Consider the following 17,774-nt stretch of genomic DNA (forward strand, 5'->3'; position numbering starts at 1 on the left):
TGAATCTAACTAGGTTATATCGATTACATATATAAAGTCAATTCAATTATTTTGAATCACATAGTTAGAGGGATATATCAGTAATCTTATATCGACAGCCTCCTATTACTCCATGCTCAATACTCACTGAACCTATCTCAGATTTAGGAGCTAATTCTAATTGTTGTTCAACTTTTGTATCGGAATCATAGCCAGAATCGTAGCCAGAATCTCTACGCTCATATTTCTGCCTTATTTCTTCTACACTAAAGCCAGCCTTGGTCTTAATTTTTTGATCATTAGTCTGTTGCTGACTTATCGACTTATTAGCACTTAGCTCATTTAGCTTCACTTGCCAATCATTCACTTTATCTTGCACTAACCCATGGCAAGTTCCAGAATTAGCTTTTATGTCTTTTGCTTTTCTTTCTGCTCTTTTCTTGGACAAATCTACCCTAGCATAAATAGGTTCTGACGACTGTTCTGGCTCTTTCTGTTTTAGGCTAGCAGGCTTTTTTTGTTCTGAAAGATCATCTATAGTGCAATAAATAGGTTCTTCTGATATACTCAAATAACCACTATCTTCCAATGATAAATTTTCAGTGGATTTTTTATGTGAATCATATATTTCAGCATAAATAGATTCTTCTGATACACTCAAATAACCATTCTCCCCTAATGAGTTACTAACCTTAGCATCATACACCTCAGCGTAAATTGGCTCTTTTGAAGGCAAAGCATCATAATTAGTGCTCTTTGGCTTATACTCAAAAGTTCTAGAAGGTTTTTGAGGTGGTATTACATTGTTGTTCACCTCAGCGTACATAGTTATTGGCTCATATTCAGAGGTTCTAGGAGGTTTTTGTTGTATAGCTTCAACATTCAAATCATCTGTAGAATAATACTCTGCGCCTTTTCCTAGTAAAAAGGAAACTGTGGGGTGAAGAATTATCTCTGCTGGTAAGTTTTTCTCACTATCCAATTTTAGATTTTTTGATTCTGCTAAACTCTCAATAACACGAATTATAACATTCTTTCCATTCTCATCTATTGAGTGGATATCAGCTCCACGATTAATCAGCAATTCCATTATTTTGTGATCTGTAGCATGTCCTAAAGCCTGATTTAAAGCTTGATTATTATTTATATCAAATGATCCTGTATTCTTGAGAGACATAGTCTTTGAAAAGAATTTTCTAAAACTATTTAATGCATCATAGAGAATTAGAGTCAGTTTAACACCTTTTATGTCATTGTTTTTGACAGATTTAATTAAAAAATTATCTATTATGCCCATGATTATACCCCCTATATAAAAGCTCACTATCATGGTGCAATTTTAAACTATGATGATTTATTTTCTACTAATAGCAGCTCTCTATAACCACTTAACAAGTGGTGGCATTGACATCATAATTGCATCTGGATTGCCGTCCGTCATTAAACCAAACCTTGTGCCACGATCGTATAACAGATTGAATTCTACATATCTGCCACGTTTTATTAATTGATTTTCTCGTTGTTCTTTTGTCCAAGATTTTTGCATATGTTTACGTATGACGTGCGAATAAATTTCCAAAAAGGCTTCACCTACTGCTTTTGTGAACTCAAAATCGTTTTCCCAGTTGCCAGAACTCAGATTATCATAGAAAATGCCACCAATGCCACGTGGCTCTTTTCTGTGTTGTAAGAAAAAATAATTGTCACATTGCTCTTTAAATTTTGGATAATATCCGGTGTCAAATCTATCACATGTCATTTTGATTGATTCATGAATATACTTGCAATCTTCTTCATTTCTATATATTGGCGTAAAATCCATTCCTCCACCAAACCATTGTTTTGAAGTATATATCAGCCTTGTGTTCATATGCGCTGCAGGGATAAGGGGCGATTGCATATGAGACACTAAAGATATACCGCTTGCCCAGAACTCTCCGTTACTTTCACTTGCACCAGGAATTTCATTGATGGCTGAATCTGCAAATTTTCCGTGTACTTTTGAAACGTTTACTCCAACTTTTTCAAAAACATTACCAAAAATAATTGTAGATTCACCACCTCCACCACCTGGGCAATCCCACTTTCTCTTTTCGATCTTTGGCTCTGCGGATGATTGTTTTTCAATTAATAAGAAAGATTCTATGATCTTATCTCTTAGTGCACAGAACCATTTAAATGCTTGTGTTCTTTGTTTTTCCATAATACCCTCTCGCTAGCTTATTAACATTGTTATATCTGATATTTAAGGAACTTAATTAGATTTGGATGATAATTATCTATCAAAGACGTTAATAAATCTATAATAATTAAATCAATATAATAAAACATTTTCGTATGTACAACAATGCCAAGTAACAATAATGAGTAAAAGATACATAGATAACAAAAAAGAGAACAGGGTTGACTTCATACTAAGAAATTATGGAATGTCAATTGTTGTGATGGCAGTTATTATGCTCTTACCTCCAGTAGCAATATCGATACTCTACTTTTTTGATATATATAGTCAGCATATTAATATAGAGATTAATTTATTAGTTAGCATTCTAACAACTCTCTTTATGATGTATAATGTAAAACGCTACAGATACCTACTTAATACTATAGAATTTCAAAATGCAATATTTGCAAATGCACTAAATCATAATACAGAATTTTGCCTTATTTTACATAAAGATGAGGGTGTTATTTATGCTGATGCAAGGTTCTACGAAAGGTTTAAAGATCATATAATAGATGATGACATTACGTTAGGCAAGATTCTTGAAATAGGAGATGTTTCAGAAGCAGACAAAAAAGTACTCTATCATGCACTAAAAAATAACTCTTCTGTACAGGTATGCATTTCCTTAAACAAGAAGAATAGAGTATCTAACTTTCTTTTGCTCTTTGAGCCAATACCAGATAATCCCCAAATTGCTATAAATAGTAATAAGATTTTAAATTTATCATTAGTGCCAATAGCAAGGCCAGATGGGTATTTTGTGTTAAAAGCAACACAGATAAACAAGGAGCAGATATATGAAGAGTTAATAGAAAAACACAGTATAGGAACTTACATTGCAAATGCCAAAGGAGTGATTTTATCTGTAAATAAAAGATTTTTAGACATATTTGAACTGAAAAAACTGGAAAAAGGTAGCTCAATCAGTGATTTTATATCTCAATCTAAGTATAACAATACAATAACCGATAATGAAATTTTGTTTTTTACTATAAGTGGTATTCCATTCAAGGCTTATATGAGCACTGCTATATTTTGTGATAAATACAGCCATAGCTATATATATGGCTTTATAACACCAACCGAATCAAATCTTGTTGATTATCAATTACACCCTTGTTTTGCAAATTCATCAATTGCTATTGCACAATGTGACATAAACGGCAACTTTGTAAAGAAAAATACGGCACTAATAAAGCTTGCAGGGTCAGATAATAATTCAATCTTTACATTGATATTGGATAGTTATCATGTGAAAATACGTGAATATTTTTCGAGTAATAGAATAAATAATGCGTCCTTTGATGTACAGCTCAACGGCGGTAATAACATAAAAATATATTTCAATAAGTTTCTTCATAATAAAATGATCTTCATACTTTGTTATTTTATTGACAATACTGAACACAAAAACCTAGAGATAAAGCTTGAGCATTATCAAAAGATGCAAGCTATAGGGCAGTTAGCAGGTGGTATTGCGCATGATTTCAACAATATATTGACTGGGATAATAGGATTTTGCGATTTGCTTTTACTCCAACACTCAGCTGGTGACCCATCTTTTGGAGATATAATACAGATACAGCAAAATGCAAAGCGTGGATCAAATTTAGTAAGACAATTGCTTGCTTTCTCAAGAAGACAGACCTTGCAGCCAAAAATTATTGATGTAAATAATACTATAGCTAATCTTTATGAAATGATAAAAAGATTAATAGGTGAAAATATAAAATTTAATATTTATTATGGTAGAGACTTGGGTGCTGTTAGGGCTGATCAAGGGCAATTAGAGCAAGTTATACTTAACTTAGCAGTCAATGCTAGTGCTGCTATGGAAAAGGGCGGAGAATTAACTATACGAACCTTTAATCAAAAGATTGACTCATTAAATTCTACACCTCAGGATATGTTTTCTCCAGACAAGGAAGCGATTGAACATGGAAATTATGTTGTGATTGAAGTAATTGATACTGGATGTGGAATGACGAGTGATACAACTGAAAAGATCTTTGATCCATTTTTTTCTACCAAAGATATTACCTCTGGTACAGGTCTTGGCCTCTCTACTGTATATGGCATTATTAAACAAACTGAAGGATACATCTATGTTGCTAGCAAAGTAAATCATGGAACTAAATTTAGCATATTTTTGCCCATGGTTTACATATCAGATGAAAATGATAGAGAGGAAGATAGTGAAGAAACAGAAAAACCGGTAGTAAGTGAAATTAAAGGTAATGGTATAATTTTATTAATCGAAGATGAAGATTCAGTAAGGGAATTCATCTCTAAAGCACTCAAAAGAAAAGGATTTGATGTAATAGAAGCAAGCATAGGCAGCGAGGCGCTAGAAATAATCAGTAAAAAAAGTCAACACATAGATCTTATAATCACTGATGTAATTATGCCAGAGGTGAGCGGCCCAGAAATAGTTAAAGAAGCATTGATCCATAGGCCAAATATCAACGTTATTTTTATTTCTGGGTATGCAGAAGATGCTTTTTTAAAGAGTGATGACATCAATATAGAAGATTTTCACTTTTTGCCAAAACCATTCACTCTGAATGAATTAGGAAACAAGGTTCAAAGTGTGTTACACAAAGCAAAAAAGACAGTCTAATTTTAGTGTGGTTAACAACAAAAAAATTTTCTAATGCAAAAGTTTCTTGCATATATACAATAGAATTATTTTATACATAAGATAAAAGGCGTGAGCAAGATTATTGCAATAGTAAATCAAAAGGGTGGAGTTGGCAAAACCACAACTAGTATAAATTTATCGACAGCCTTTGCTGCTGTGGGAAAAAGCACTTTATTGGTAGATCTTGATCCTCAAGGAAATGCTAGCACCGGGCTCGGGATTTCTTATCGTAGTAGGGAAGAAAAAAATATATACAAAATACTACTAAGCAGCGAAAATAAATTGATAGAATCGGCAATTTTCAATATAAAGGAAATTCCAAATTTATCACTAATTTCGTCAGTAGTTGATTTATCAGCTGCAGAAATTGAATTATCGCAACTTGAGCGAGGAAAATTTGTGCTAAAAAGCGCATTAGAGAAGATACGCGATAATTATGAGTATATAATCATCGATTGCCCTCCATCACTTGGGCTTCTAACCATAAATGCTTTGACTGCTGCTAATTCTATTATTGTCCCTCTTCAGTGTGAATTTTTTGCTTTGGAGGGATTAAGCCATTTAGTTAAAACTGTAGAGCTGATAAAAAGAAATAACCTAAACCCTTTTTTGGCAATAGAAGGGATAGTGTTAACAATGTATGACAGGCGCAACAAACTCAGTGAACAGATTAAAAACGATATTTGCCAGTATTTAAATGATAAAGTATACAAAACTATCATCCCATTGTATGAGACTGTTATTCCACGTAACGTACGGTTATCAGAAGCGCCTTCTCATGGAAAACCTGCTATTGTGTATGATCTTAAGTGTCCTGGTGCACAAGCATATATAAGTTTGGCAAGGGAAATTTTAAAAAAGCACGCGAGCAGTTGTAAGGAGAAGAAACTAGTAAGCGAGGGCGTAGTATGAAGGATGATAGACGCCTCGGCAGAGGTCTTGCCGGCCTCATAGGCGATAATTATGATAATAAAGAAGATCGACAAGAGCATTTGCCTATTTCATTACTGCACCCAAGCAAATTTCAACCGAGGAAACATTTTGACGAGGAGTCATTAAGAGAACTTGCAAATTCGATAAAGAAAAGTGGCATTATACAGCCTATCGTGGTACGCAAAGATTCAAATGATGATGGTTATGAAATAATAGCTGGAGAACGTCGTTGGCGAGCAAGCAAGATTGCAAATCTTGATAGTGCACCGGTTATCATAAAAGATCTGAGCGACAAGGAATGCTTGGAAGTATCCATTATTGAAAACATACAAAGGCAAGATATTAATCCAATAGAGGAAGGTGAAGCTTACAGAAAACTGATAGATGAGTTTTTCTATACACATGAGGAATTAGCTTCAGCTATAGGCAAAAGCCGCAGCCACATAACCAATATGATTCGGATGTTGTTGCTCCCTGATAGGGTGAAAACAATGATCAATGAGAAAAAATTGTCTATGGGTCATGCAAGAGCGTTGATTAATGTTGAAAATGCGGAAAGTATTGCAGAAAAAATAGTTTCTCAGGGCTTAAGCGTTAGACAAACTGAAAAACTGATAAAGGACCTACATCAAAACAACAATCAAAAAGAGCAGAGATATACTAGAAATCAAGATATGACAGTAATAGAAGGCGCTATATCTTCTCAACTTGGTTTAAAGATCAAAATTAATGACAACAATTCTAAGGGTAAAGTTATGATACGGTATGATAATCCAAATGAATTGGATTTGATATTGAAAATTTTGAATAGGAAACTTGAGGCATAGCTAGTAGTTGGCTAGCAAAGCAACAAACCAATATCAACTGTTGGTGTCATGAAAGTAGCTGACACTGGGATGGCTTTGTTGCATCACACTTTATGAGATGGTGATTTATGGTAAATTCATGTAACTATCTCAAATTTAGCCATACCAATATCAGTGAATTTATTAAGCAAATAGCATTTGATTAGCAGTTCTTTTTCTCGATTTATCTCAGATTTATTCCTCAAACTAAATCCGAATATTTGCTTTAATCTTGAGAAAAACCCTTCAATATAAGATCTTTTCCCATAATTTACTTCTTTTTTCCATTCTTTCATGCCATCTTCACCGTATAATTTTATTAACCTAATAGCAGCATTCCTGTCAGACATATAATCTATTTCTGGATGTTCTGCCGCATTGTTTATTGGTGGAATTTTTGTCTTTATATCATATTCGTTACACAACTTATAAAACTTGTGCCTATCACATGCTCTATCTGCATATAGTGCTTTTATGGCATGCTGAAAATCAACTTCTTTTAGCAAATCACAAGCTCCATAGTGATCAGAGTAGACACCGTTACTGTATTTTACAGCTATGGCTTTTTTGTTGTTTATATTCAACATTACGTGCAATTTTCTCGTTTGCTCATAGCCACGATATTTTCTGTCAGTGCTATTTTCCTTGCTGTGACCAGGAGTGTTGTTGTATATACTAATTCCTGTACTGTCTATAGCAATTTCGATATCTTCCATATTATTTTCTGCAATCATTTATCTTAATATTAAGTTTCTTAAACCTTCTTGATGCTTGTGAATAGCTGATAACTGCCAAATCTCTTCCTATTTGTTGCAAATACCCTTTTATAAACCCGACTGTTTGTCTTAAACCAATTCTAAAGAAACTGACGATTATATGCACCAAAATCACAACTTTATCACTATAAATATAGTTGCCGCCCTGCATTTTTGGACAATTCTCGTACCAATTTTCTATGGCGTCATTGATATAACAAAAAATGCTTCCTCTTTCTTGGAGAAATTTGTTATATTCATGGCAGTTACTGACTCTCATTTTTTGTGGCATATTTTTTCTTCAACAGTTAAATGGCTATTTATAATGAATTTTGTCAGTAACTGCCAGTTCTTTTCACTTGAGCGATGCAACAAAGCCCACTGGAATCCAGGAATTTTATTAAGTTGGTAAGCATAAAAGTATAACTTCTACGTCATACCGCCGCGGTATCCGCTAACAAGCAGCGGGATGACGATTGTCAGGGTAGCTGTCATCCCAGTGCCCTGACTACTTGGATCCAGGAAAAAGAATGGTGTCATCCCAGTGCGTGACACTGGGATCCAGAAGACTTAATTTCAACCAAGTGGCTGCATAATAAAGGCTGGATTCCAGTGTCACGCACTGGGATGACACCCTAGTAGAAATCGTTTTTGTAATTGCAACATTCGTGCAATCTTTAGCCATAAATATTAAGAAATTTACCAAACGAAAAAAAAGGCAAAAGAAGCCCTGGGGTTATTATCCGCTTTAAAATATTGGCGTTTTTTATGTTTTAAACGCTTGACAAGCAAGATTAAGCTGCTTTTAATTGCAACTAACTTACGCTGCAAATGTTTAAGAAATTTACTAAGCAGAAAAAAAGACAAAGAATCCCCGAGTTAGCTAGTCTTTTACTATCTCTGTCGAGTATTGGCATTTTTTGATGTCTTGTAACGCTTTATAAGCGCGTTCAGCTTATTTAGATAAAAATCTAGATGTAGATGAAGTTTTGTAAAGACATACAGTATCTATATACTGCAAAAAATTGAACATAAGACGCCGATACATTAAGTAATCCTTACCTTTTAATCTGCAGATTGGCGAAAGCAAATACAATAGCTTCACTATCATGATAAGGGGGCTGGCGAAGGGTGTCAAGTAAGTTTTTTCGTTTCATCCGATGCGCTGCCAAAAGCTATGCAAAAAGTCCAATGAGTTAACTCCCATATATCCTGAGTAATTCTTGTGCATTAGCTTTGATTAGGATAGGGCATTTTCTATCATTTAATAGGGAACGCAATATTTCAGTTGCACCCTTAACGTCGTTATTGTGTATCTTTACTACAGCAATAGCTTCTTGGCTTGAATAAGGATACACTGCACTTGATTCTAAATTATCAATTTTATCTTTATTTATTTTTTCACCGTTGGAGTGAAGTAAGCTCATTACTTCTAAATATTGTGCTAACTCACGCAAAACATTAGGAGCATCTTTATCATCTGCCAAATCATTATAAATAGATGCTGTGTCTGTTGGCATTGAATCTGAGATATGATTGAATGCGCGTTCAAAATTTGCTAAATACTCCCAATTTGAATCTATTTCTTCTAGCAGCGGCTTATTATCTTTTTTTAAGAATAATACTTCGTAAAACTTGTCACCTGCAGTTATAGATTGTTTTGTGTTATCAATGTTGCGCAATAAGTATAATGTGATGCCAACTAACATTGGCGCGAGTGCAAGCAGAAAGATGTATTTTTTCATGGTAATATTCCAAATAGTTATATATTTATACATTAATGCTTTTGATTTGCAAAAACATATTGACATAGTGATTATATCACATAATAATATTCTTAAAGTTGTTTGAATAGTTGGAGATTAAAATATTTCTAAAGTAGAAATAAAGACAGCAGTATTAAGCTAAATTATTTTTTGTCGGATTTATCCGATGTACCCTCAACCTTTTATAGGTTGAAGTCTAAATTTGAGAGTTTGATCCTGGCTCAGAATGAACGCTGGCGGCAGGCCTAACACATGCAAGTCGAACGGAGTTATATTGTAGCCTGCTATGGTATAACTTAGTGGCAGACGGGTGAGTAATGTATAGGAATCTACCTAGTAGTACGGAATAATTGTTGGAAACGGCAACTAATACCGTATACGCCCTACGGGGGAAAAATTTATTGCTATTAGATGAGCCTATATTAGATTAGCTAGTTGGTGGAGTAATAGCCTACCAAGGCAATGATCTATAGCTGATCTGAGAGGATGATCAGCCACACTGGAACTGAGATACGGTCCAGACTCCTACGGGAGGCAGCAGTGGGGAATATTGGACAATGGGCGAAAGCCTGATCCAGCCATGCCGCATGAGTGAAGAAGGCCTTTGGGTTGTAAAGCTCTTTTAGTGAGGAAGATAATGACGGTACTCACAGAAGAAGTCCTGGCTAACTCCGTGCCAGCAGCCGCGGTAATACGGAGAGGGCTAGCGTTATTCGGAATTATTGGGCGTAAAGGGCGCGTAGGCGGATTAGTAAGTTAAAAGTGAAATCCCAAGGCTCAACCTTGGAATTGCTTTTAAAACTGCTAATCTAGAGATTGAAAGAGGATAGAGGAATTCCTAGTGTAGAGGTGAAATTCGTAAATATTAGGAGGAACACCAGTGGCGAAGGCGTCTATCTGGTTCAAATCTGACGCTGAGGCGCGAAGGCGTGGGGAGCAAACAGGATTAGATACCCTGGTAGTCCACGCTGTAAACGATGAATGTTAAATATGGGAAGTTTTACTTTCTGTATTACAGCTAACGCGTTAAACATTCCGCCTGGGGACTACGGTCGCAAGATTAAAACTCAAAGGAATTGACGGGGACCCGCACAAGCGGTGGAGCATGTGGTTTAATTCGATGCAACGCGAAAAACCTTACCACTCCTTGACATGGAAATTATACCTATTCGAAGGGATAGGGTCGGTTCGGCCGGGTTTCACACAGGTGTTGCATGGCTGTCGTCAGCTCGTGTCGTGAGATGTTGGGTTAAGTCCCGCAACGAGCGCAACCCTCATCCTTAGTTACCATCAGGTAATGCTGGGGACTTTAAGGAAACTGCCAGTGATAAACTGGAGGAAGGTGGGGATGATGTCAAGTCATCATGGCCCTTATGGAGTGGGCTACACACGTGCTACAATGGTGGCTACAATGGGCTGCAAAGTCGCGAGGCTAAGCTAATCCCTTAAAAGCCATCTCAGTTCGGATTGTACTCTGCAACTCGAGTGCATGAAGTTGGAATCGCTAGTAATCGTGGATCAGCACGCCACGGTGAATACGTTCTCGGGTCTTGTACACACTGCCCGTCACGCCATGGGAATTGGTTTCACTCGAAGCTAACGACCTAACCGCAAGGAGGGAGTTATTTAAAGTGGGATCGGTGACTGGGGTGAAGTCGTAACAAGGTAGCAGTAGGGGAATCTGCAGCTGGATTACCTCCTTAGGCTTTGCACATAATTTACCATTTTTAATGATGGTGTTGTTATGTGCTATACTGCTGTCTTTACTTCTACTTTATTTTAATTTCCCGATAACGGAATTTTATGAGTGATAGACCTCTTTCTCCACATTTACAAATATATAAAGTACAAGTTACTAGTTTTTTCTCTATTATGCATAGATTGACTGGTATCTTGCTATTCCTTTTATTAATGATACTTTCTTGGTATTTCATATTACATGTTTACTTTCCTGAGTTACTTATAGTAAGGTACTTAAATGCATTATTATTCACTCCTGTTGCTAAATTAGCTTATGTCTTATGTTTTATAAGTTTTGTATATCATTTTCTTAATGGTATTCGTCATTTATTGTGGGATGTTGGGCTTAATTTAGAAATTACTGGCGTTTCAAGGGGTGCTATACTGCTGACAGTAACGCTACTTCTTTCTACTATGGCTTTTTTATTTATGTTTATATGAGTCAGTCTGGAAATTCAGTACATCATTGGTGGGTTCAGCGTGTTTCTGCGGTAATTTTACTGTTCCTGTTTCCTTGGTTTATCTATTCATTTTCTTGCACATTTTATACTGATAGCTCTTTGTCTTTTAGTGAAAAATTTATTAATCACCCTCTAGAGCTTTTATTTTTTGTTGTATTGTTGTTTTGCATTTTTTGGCACGCAGTTCTTGGAATGCAGGTAGTATGCGAAGATTATATACACAGCGTACCTTTGAGGATTTTTACAATTACATGCATAAAGTACTTATCAAGCATTACTTATATAACCCTCGCTTTTACAATCTTTATCTTCTACAGGCATATTTTCTTGTAAAATCACCGGTGCTGTGTTAATATATTATTAGTGTACTAGTTTTATTATTGAACTATAGCATTATAGCGATTTTGGTTTGACAATATGTTTGAAGCATTAAAAAAGGGAGCAATAGATCTTACACTTAAAGCAAAAGGTCTGCTTACTTCACCTGAATCTCAAGTTTACGTCGAAGACCTTAGAAAGGTAATGATGTATGATGGAAGGAAATGCCAGTATCCAAAAAATTATGATCAAATTGTACAGTCTGCTAAAATCATAGAAAACAGGGATATGCATGGAAATGCTATACTAGATAAAGATAAAAATCCAACCTATAAACTTTTGTATGGTCAAAAAGATGAGAATAGAAAACAACCAAGTTTCAGATTATCTTTAGTTCCCAAAAATGAAGATAATGATAGATCTTATTTTACTATCAATTATATAGACAATCAGGGTAAGCAAATTCCTATAGATTGGTTAAATAAGTCATACTTTGAGCCATTAGGCTTTTCGAGAATGGATTTGAAAAAACACGCGCCAATTTTCGAAGCTCAAAAAACTAAGAATCCTCAATATCCGTTTGAATTAACTAACTCTTCTGTGCTAACTAAAGAGGTGAAAAATAAAGAAGGTAAAGTTCAGGAAGTTGTTGATGAAAAAGGAAGAAATGGAGAATTATTATACACTAGTGATGACAAAAAGCTAAGCACCCATTTTTCAGAAATTAGAGATCAGAATGGTAATCTAGAGCTAGATAAAAGTCTTATATCTGTTCCTATCGTTTTTGCTACAAGCTTGGCTAAAGTTTGTACTAAATTGTTGACTTCTCTTCCTATAAAGTTAGGGAAGTATTTAATAAGCGAACAAAACCCAATTGCAAAGTCTTTTGGTTATCTTTTATTTACTCCTGCAATGGCAATAAAAAATTTAGTGAATATGGGAGCTACTATACTTAAGGCTCCAATTTTATTGTTTGTAGCAAATGAGAAAAAATATGGTGATGCTTACTACACCATGTGGAAACACCAACTGAAAGGATGTTTGGAAGAAGCAAAAAGTGACTTTAATGTTATTAAAGGTGAAGAAAGGCTAAAGCCGGATCATGGGAATCGTGATTCACTAGTGGGCACATGGGATGAGCTTAACGCTAGAAGGCCAAAGAAACAAGGGGATGATAAAGAAGTTAGCAAGAGTAATGAAATACTAAAGAGTCCTGAGGAAGAACAAAATAAGGGTAATGAAATATTAAGTGATAAAAGAAAAGGTCATGTTGAGGAATTACAAAATAGAAGAAATTCACAGCAAGGGCAAGGCGCTACACATGATCACTCTCATTAGCAATTACTTTAAATCAACATTTACTTTCTTTATTAACTATTCCACAACAAAAACTTGCATGTATTTTGCCCTCAGTATAAGATATTAATTATTTAATTAATATCTTAACTAAATGCGCCCTGTAATATTGTGTGGTGGTAGTGGTAGCAGACTTTGGCCTTTATCTAAGCCAAAGCAATTTCAGAAAATATTTAGTCAGAACACTATGTTTCACAACACTTTGTTGAGGCTAAAAAGCGATTATATGCCGCCCATAATTGCTACAAATATACAGTACGAGTCATTAGTGATGGAGGAATTGCATGCACTGCAAGAATATAAAGTGATTTTCGAACCAGTGAAAATTGGAACAACAGCGGCAATATTAATTGCTGCACTTCTCTGCAATGAAAACGAGACAATGTTAATTCTGCCTTCAGAACATTTTATAGGTGATTTGAATAGTTTTTATGCTTCTACTCAAAAAGCGTCTAAGTTAGCCTCTGAAACTAACTCTATAGTCACTTTTGGGGTTAAGCCTCATGAATTCAATTCTGAATACGGCTATATAAATGCAGTATATGATCAGAAAGAAAAATGTCATATAGTGAAAGATTTTACAGAAAAGCCCGAGCGTAAGTTAAGTAACGATCATTATTGGAACTCTGGAATATTTGTGTTTAAAGCAAAACGCTACATAGATGAGATTAAAAAATCTGCCCCGAATCTTTACAATTTATGTTTTAAATATTTCACACCGCAAGAGAGATTTCTGTATTTAAAACAACGAGATTTTGCAGGAATTGAAGGCATATCCATTGATTACTTGGTGATGGAGAAAGCAAAAAACGTTGCAATGATAGAAGCTAATTTCGATTGGTTGGATGTTGGAACTTGGAATTCAGTTTTAGAATTGAGTGAGAAGTTTAGTAAAGAACCGGTGTCATTTCAGCATGTGATTAGAGAAAAAGAACCAGTTTCAACGACAAAAAGTAATAAAAATTTATTGGGTGGAGCTTGTAAGCAACCAAACAAAAGTCTAATTTCATTTATTCATAAAGTTAAGAAAGTAAAGGTGATAAGGAAAGAAGTTAAACCATGGGGATTTTGTAGTATAATTTTAATGAGCGAAAATTTTCTTATAAAATATCTTTTTATAAATCCATTAAGCTGCACTTCTAAGCAATTCCATCACTATAGAGATGAATACCATATAGTGCTATCAGGAGTTGGGTATGTTAGTTTAGAAGACAAAGAATATGCTATAGCAAAAGACCATATGATAGAAATCCCAAGGGAAGTTTCCCATAGGATTGAAAATAGAAGCATAAGCTCTCCACTTGAAATAGTTGAATTTCAGATAGGAGAGCATTTATCTGATAATGATATAGTGAGGTTGGATGATGTATATGGAAGATTTTGAAATTCTAATGTTAAAGATACTCTATAAGCCTGCTAAATTTAAGGAAGCAAAAATCTCTAGTTTTCAAATAAAGAAAAGTCTACAATTATACGAAGTTTCAAAAATATAATGTTTAACCTCAAAATATTTTGTAATGTCCATTGCCTTTGAAATTACTATGGCTGCTTGCTATTTGCGAGCGAAAAATGCCAGATTTTGCTCTATAATGACTTTGTTCTCTATTATCGGCATTGCCCTTGGAGTTGCAACACTAATAGTGGTGATGTCTGTGATGAACGGATTCAGAGCAAAGTTGCTTGACTCAATACTTGGCATTGATGGCCATATTAATGTTTATTTTGATAGGAACATAAATTCAGATTACTACGCAGTTTCAAAATCTATTGAGAGAATTCCTGGTATATTAAAAGCTACTCCTATGACCAATGATCAAGTTATTATTGTAGCAAACGGTAAAATTGCAGGTAGCGTAGTGCGAGGTGTATCAACTAAAGACTTGCTTGATAGTACTGCCGTTACAAATAATGTAATTATAGGTGATGTAAAAAAATTTGATGAAGGAATAATAATAGGAGCACGCTTAGCAGAAGCTTTGAACGTTGACTATGGCGACGAAATTACGTTTATATCATCTGAAGAATTTGATGCATTACTTGGTGAAATGCCGCGAATGAAAAAATATAAAGTTATAGCAATATTTGATATGGGTATGTTTGAGTATGATAATACCTTGATATATATGCCTCTAAAATCAGCACAAGCCTTTTTTAATTATAAAAATAGCATAAAAAATATAGAAGTACTTGTAGACGACGTTACTAGAGCTGATAAGCTGGCAGATGCTATAGAAAAAGAAATAGGAATGGAAGCTGAAAGTTGGCAATCACAGCAAAGCCATTATTTTAGTGCTTTAAAAACTGAAAGAAATGTGATGTTTTTAATTCTCACTTTGATTATAGTTGTAGCAGCGTTTAATATTATCTCAAATTTAATGATGATAGTGCAAGAAAAGAAATCCGCGATTGCAATTATGCGTACATTTGGTGCAACAAGTGGAAGCATTATGCGTATATTTTGCGCTTGTGGTCTATTAATCGGTTTTACGGGAACTTGTCTTGGCTGTATTATAGGTGTCGTTTTTTCTCTCAATATCGAAAGCATTAGAGTGTTTTTAGAAAACATTACTAACGTCAAGCTGTTTGATCCTATGATATACTTTTTTTCAAGTTTGCCAGTGATATTAGTACCCCAAGACGTAGTAAATATTTCTGCACTTGCGTTACTCTTATCATTTTTAGCGACAATTGCTCCTGCGTTGCAGGCAGCTGCACAAGATCCTGCGGAGATACTACGTTATGAATGATACTCAGCAAAAGTACATAGGTTGGTTCTTAATTGTATTGTTATTTACCGGTTACATCACAATAAATAACATAATCTTTTTAAAAATAAATCAGCAAGAGAGTGAAAACAATGTGAAAGCTTTAACGGAAAACATGGATGAATTTAGAATGTTGCTTGAAGTTAATCAATCTAGAATAGAAAAAAAGATATTTGACCTCAAGAGAAGTCAGCATACTCAATGTGAGCAAGGTGATAATAACTCAAGATGTAAGAACCTTGCAAAATTGCTATTACTTGTGGTTAAAATGAAGAATTCGTTATTGCGAGAAGCAAAATTTGATAACCATATAAATTCAATAAAGCCTTTGATATCAGAGCTTGACGATCCAGAGATAGAAAATGCAGTAGATGAATTAGAAAATTTGAAAGAGATAAATACCTTACACGAATTGAAGTTATCTTTTGAAAAAACTATTGATACTATCGATTACAACAAAAGTACATTGTCTAAAAAAATCATTTCAAACTGGATAAAGGTAGACGACCGAAATGATCCATTAAGAGTAAAATTCGCAGAAATTGAGGAGTCAATAAATGATAATGATTGGCAAAATATAACTGTTACAGTAAGCAATTTAACGCATTCAGAATTCAAGCCATGGCTGAATAAATTGAATGGTTTTATTGTAGCTTCTAAGAATATTTCAACAATATATCATCGCTTATTACAATATATCTCATGATTTATTTTATAATTTTCGCTTTTTCGTTTTTATTTGGTATATGGGTCAAGGTAAGTGGTGAAGTAATAAAATTGGAATTAGGCAATTACACTATAAGTATTGATCTATATTTCATTATTTTTACTTGTGTAGTTTTATTATTTTTATTAATTACACTTGTACGCTTTTTTTCCTCCATTTCATCAACATTTGCCAACATAAGAAATAGAAGAAGGGATAGGGAAGAATTGCTTCTCTTTGAAGCTTTCTTTAGCATAGACTTAGACAATATAGAGAATGCCCAAAAGCTAGTTAAAAGTCTGAGTGAGGAGAGCGATAGGTTGTCTTTAATAAAGCTCTTTAACTCAGGTAAGACGGGAAATTACAGCTTTTTCAGTAACGGTTTAACAAATATTGCAAATAAAAATCGTAACTTAGCTCTACTTCTAGCCAATAAGCTGATTGTCCACCTCAAACAAGAAAAAGTAGTCTTTCAAAAATTTATAGAATATTGCTCTAGTTCAATTAACGATAAAATGCTATCTATTCCCTTTCAAATAGAGCATTGCATATTGAAAGAAGATTGGATTAATGCAATTTTGAGGTTGAAGGAAGCAGTTAAGTCCAATATTTTTCTCCCCTTTGATCATAAAGAAATGTTTGCAGTGTTTTATTGCGCTTTAGCAAAGCAATATGAAAGTAAAGGAAATTTTAAGGAGGCTATAAAGTCTTTATTTAGAGCACAACGTTATAGTGCAATTTTTCAGCCCATCAATTATTTAAAGGCAGAATTATATATTAAACTTGGAAAAATCAGAAAAGCTTCTGCAGTGCTAGAGGCAGAGTATACAGTAAATCCTACTCCTCAGTCAGCTAAAATGTACATCAATTTAAATAGTAAAGGTGCTGAAAGACTATACAACTTACGCCCTGATTATTATTTTAGTTACTGTTTACTTGCTTTGTCCTCAATGAGTTCAGGTAAATATGATCTTGCAAGTCAATATTTAGACACTGCTATGAAAAAAGCTAATTACATGTCAATCTACTTTATTGTAATACAACTCAAGGTTACATTGCAAGAACACGACAAGGTAATTTATTGGCTAAACAAGATGGGCTCAGAAGCTTTGCCTGATCCAGGCTGGAAATGTAAAAATTGTAACAGGGAACTAGAACAATGGGATCATAAGTGTTCAAGTTGTAATAGTTTTAATTGTGTTTATTATATATTATAAAATTCCACAAAGTGTAGAAATTACCATTAGGCTACTTTCACATTGATATTGCTGAAGTTAGAGCA

Annotated in this window: 15 protein-coding genes and 1 rRNA gene; 11 read left to right on the forward strand and 5 right to left on the reverse strand. The window is 34.4% G+C overall.

Features of this window, described 5'->3' with window-relative positions:
* Positions 1–64: 64 nt before the first annotated feature.
* Positions 65–1,276, reverse strand: a complete 1,212-nt coding sequence (locus AAGD59_RS00865; protein WP_227738571.1) for an ankyrin repeat domain-containing protein — start codon at positions 1,274–1,276, stop codon at positions 65–67.
* Between the two features lie 81 nt (positions 1,277–1,357).
* Positions 1,358–2,182, reverse strand: coding sequence for an oxygen-dependent coproporphyrinogen oxidase (hemF, locus tag AAGD59_RS00870; protein ID WP_341812933.1), 825 nt, complete (start codon positions 2,180–2,182; stop codon positions 1,358–1,360).
* Positions 2,183–2,342: 160 nt separating this feature from the next.
* Between hemF and AAGD59_RS00875 the strand changes: the two genes are divergently transcribed.
* From AAGD59_RS00875 to AAGD59_RS00885, 3 genes are all read left to right on the forward strand, one after another.
* Positions 2,343–4,826, forward strand: coding sequence for a response regulator (locus AAGD59_RS00875; protein WP_265027912.1), 2,484 nt, complete (start codon positions 2,343–2,345; stop codon positions 4,824–4,826).
* Positions 4,827–4,916: 90 nt separating this feature from the next.
* The gene (locus AAGD59_RS00880; RefSeq protein ID WP_006280226.1) at positions 4,917–5,759 is read left to right on the forward strand and encodes a ParA family protein; all 843 of its coding nucleotides are present in this window, start codon (positions 4,917–4,919) and stop codon (positions 5,757–5,759) included.
* Positions 5,756–6,607 carry a ParB/RepB/Spo0J family partition protein gene (locus tag AAGD59_RS00885; RefSeq protein ID WP_006279814.1) on the forward strand — a complete coding sequence of 284 codons (852 nt, stop codon included), beginning with the start codon at positions 5,756–5,758 and terminating at the stop codon, positions 6,605–6,607. The genes AAGD59_RS00880 and AAGD59_RS00885 overlap by 4 nt, the downstream gene beginning before the upstream one ends.
* A 116-nt stretch (positions 6,608–6,723) precedes the next feature.
* On the opposite strand, the gene AAGD59_RS00890 is transcribed toward AAGD59_RS00885, so the two are convergent.
* The 3 genes from AAGD59_RS00890 to AAGD59_RS00905 all read right to left on the reverse strand — a co-directional run bounded on the left by AAGD59_RS00890 (position 6,724) and on the right by AAGD59_RS00905 (position 9,191).
* On the reverse strand, positions 6,724–7,359 hold the full coding sequence (locus tag AAGD59_RS00890) for a transposase (protein WP_265027790.1): 636 nt from the start codon (positions 7,357–7,359) through the stop codon (positions 6,724–6,726).
* Positions 7,343–7,672 (reverse strand): transposase, encoded by a 330-nt coding sequence (locus AAGD59_RS00895; protein WP_141456678.1) that lies wholly within the window; start codon positions 7,670–7,672, stop codon positions 7,343–7,345. The genes AAGD59_RS00890 and AAGD59_RS00895 overlap by 17 nt, the downstream gene beginning before the upstream one ends.
* A gap of 904 nt (positions 7,673–8,576) precedes the next feature.
* On the reverse strand, positions 8,577–9,191 hold the full coding sequence (locus AAGD59_RS00905) for a hypothetical protein (protein ID WP_015589452.1): 615 nt from the start codon (positions 9,189–9,191) through the stop codon (positions 8,577–8,579).
* A 153-nt stretch (positions 9,192–9,344) separates the two neighbouring features.
* Between AAGD59_RS00905 and AAGD59_RS00910 the strand changes: the two genes are divergently transcribed.
* From AAGD59_RS00910 to AAGD59_RS00945, 8 genes are all read left to right on the forward strand, one after another.
* Positions 9,345–10,849 (forward strand): 16S ribosomal RNA (locus tag AAGD59_RS00910).
* A gap of 100 nt (positions 10,850–10,949) precedes the next feature.
* Positions 10,950–11,327 carry a succinate dehydrogenase, cytochrome b556 subunit gene (gene sdhC / locus AAGD59_RS00915; RefSeq protein WP_015589453.1) on the forward strand — a complete coding sequence of 126 codons (378 nt, stop codon included), beginning with the start codon at positions 10,950–10,952 and terminating at the stop codon, positions 11,325–11,327.
* The gene (gene sdhD / locus AAGD59_RS00920) at positions 11,324–11,680 is read left to right on the forward strand and encodes a succinate dehydrogenase, hydrophobic membrane anchor protein (protein WP_010963113.1); all 357 of its coding nucleotides are present in this window, start codon (positions 11,324–11,326) and stop codon (positions 11,678–11,680) included. The genes sdhC and sdhD overlap by 4 nt, the downstream gene beginning before the upstream one ends.
* An 84-nt stretch (positions 11,681–11,764) precedes the next feature.
* Positions 11,765–13,003 (forward strand): hypothetical protein, encoded by a 1,239-nt coding sequence (locus tag AAGD59_RS00925; protein WP_141456696.1) that lies wholly within the window; start codon positions 11,765–11,767, stop codon positions 13,001–13,003.
* Positions 13,004–13,115: 112 nt separating this feature from the next.
* A complete protein-coding gene (locus AAGD59_RS00930) occupies positions 13,116–14,405 on the forward strand; it encodes a sugar phosphate nucleotidyltransferase (RefSeq protein WP_265027913.1) in 1,290 nt (429 codons plus the stop codon).
* A 133-nt stretch (positions 14,406–14,538) separates the two neighbouring features.
* On the forward strand, positions 14,539–15,768 hold the full coding sequence (locus AAGD59_RS00935; protein WP_012673387.1) for a lipoprotein-releasing ABC transporter permease subunit: 1,230 nt from the start codon (positions 14,539–14,541) through the stop codon (positions 15,766–15,768).
* The gene (locus AAGD59_RS00940; RefSeq protein WP_015589456.1) at positions 15,761–16,492 is read left to right on the forward strand and encodes a hypothetical protein; all 732 of its coding nucleotides are present in this window, start codon (positions 15,761–15,763) and stop codon (positions 16,490–16,492) included. Before AAGD59_RS00935 ends, AAGD59_RS00940 begins: the two co-directional genes overlap by 8 nt.
* The gene (locus AAGD59_RS00945) at positions 16,489–17,709 is read left to right on the forward strand and encodes a hypothetical protein (RefSeq protein WP_007548692.1); all 1,221 of its coding nucleotides are present in this window, start codon (positions 16,489–16,491) and stop codon (positions 17,707–17,709) included. Before AAGD59_RS00940 ends, AAGD59_RS00945 begins: the two co-directional genes overlap by 4 nt.
* Positions 17,710–17,774: the final 65 nt, after the last annotated feature.

This window comes from Wolbachia endosymbiont (group A) of Cephus spinipes, from assembly GCF_964026895.1.
GTDB classification, from domain to species: Bacteria; Pseudomonadota; Alphaproteobacteria; order Rickettsiales; family Anaplasmataceae; genus Wolbachia; species Wolbachia pipientis.

Excerpts from the sequence above, each read along its gene's own strand:
- sdhC (WP_015589453.1), top strand. The coding sequence starts at position 10,950 with ATGAGTGATAGACCTCTTTCTCCACATTTACAAATATATAAAGTACAA.
- AAGD59_RS00885 (WP_006279814.1), top strand. The coding sequence starts at position 5,756 with ATGAAGGATGATAGACGCCTCGGCAGAGGTCTTGCCGGCCTCATAGGC.
- AAGD59_RS00935 (WP_012673387.1), top strand. The coding sequence starts at position 14,539 with ATGTCCATTGCCTTTGAAATTACTATGGCTGCTTGCTATTTGCGAGCG.
- sdhD (WP_010963113.1), top strand. The coding sequence starts at position 11,324 with ATGAGTCAGTCTGGAAATTCAGTACATCATTGGTGGGTTCAGCGTGTT.
- AAGD59_RS00940 (WP_015589456.1), top strand. The coding sequence starts at position 15,761 with ATGAATGATACTCAGCAAAAGTACATAGGTTGGTTCTTAATTGTATTG.
- AAGD59_RS00930 (WP_265027913.1), top strand. The coding sequence starts at position 13,116 with ATGCGCCCTGTAATATTGTGTGGTGGTAGTGGTAGCAGACTTTGGCCT.
- AAGD59_RS00945 (WP_007548692.1), top strand. The coding sequence starts at position 16,489 with ATGATTTATTTTATAATTTTCGCTTTTTCGTTTTTATTTGGTATATGG.
- AAGD59_RS00875 (WP_265027912.1), top strand. The coding sequence starts at position 2,343 with ATGAGTAAAAGATACATAGATAACAAAAAAGAGAACAGGGTTGACTTC.
- AAGD59_RS00905 (WP_015589452.1), bottom strand. The coding sequence starts at position 9,191 with ATGTCAATATGTTTTTGCAAATCAAAAGCATTAATGTATAAATATATA.
- hemF (WP_341812933.1), bottom strand. The coding sequence starts at position 2,182 with ATGGAAAAACAAAGAACACAAGCATTTAAATGGTTCTGTGCACTAAGA.
- AAGD59_RS00865 (WP_227738571.1), bottom strand. The coding sequence starts at position 1,276 with ATGGGCATAATAGATAATTTTTTAATTAAATCTGTCAAAAACAATGAC.
- AAGD59_RS00895 (WP_141456678.1), bottom strand. The coding sequence starts at position 7,672 with ATGCCACAAAAAATGAGAGTCAGTAACTGCCATGAATATAACAAATTT.
- AAGD59_RS00925 (WP_141456696.1), top strand. The coding sequence starts at position 11,765 with ATGTTTGAAGCATTAAAAAAGGGAGCAATAGATCTTACACTTAAAGCA.
- AAGD59_RS00890 (WP_265027790.1), bottom strand. The coding sequence starts at position 7,359 with ATGATTGCAGAAAATAATATGGAAGATATCGAAATTGCTATAGACAGT.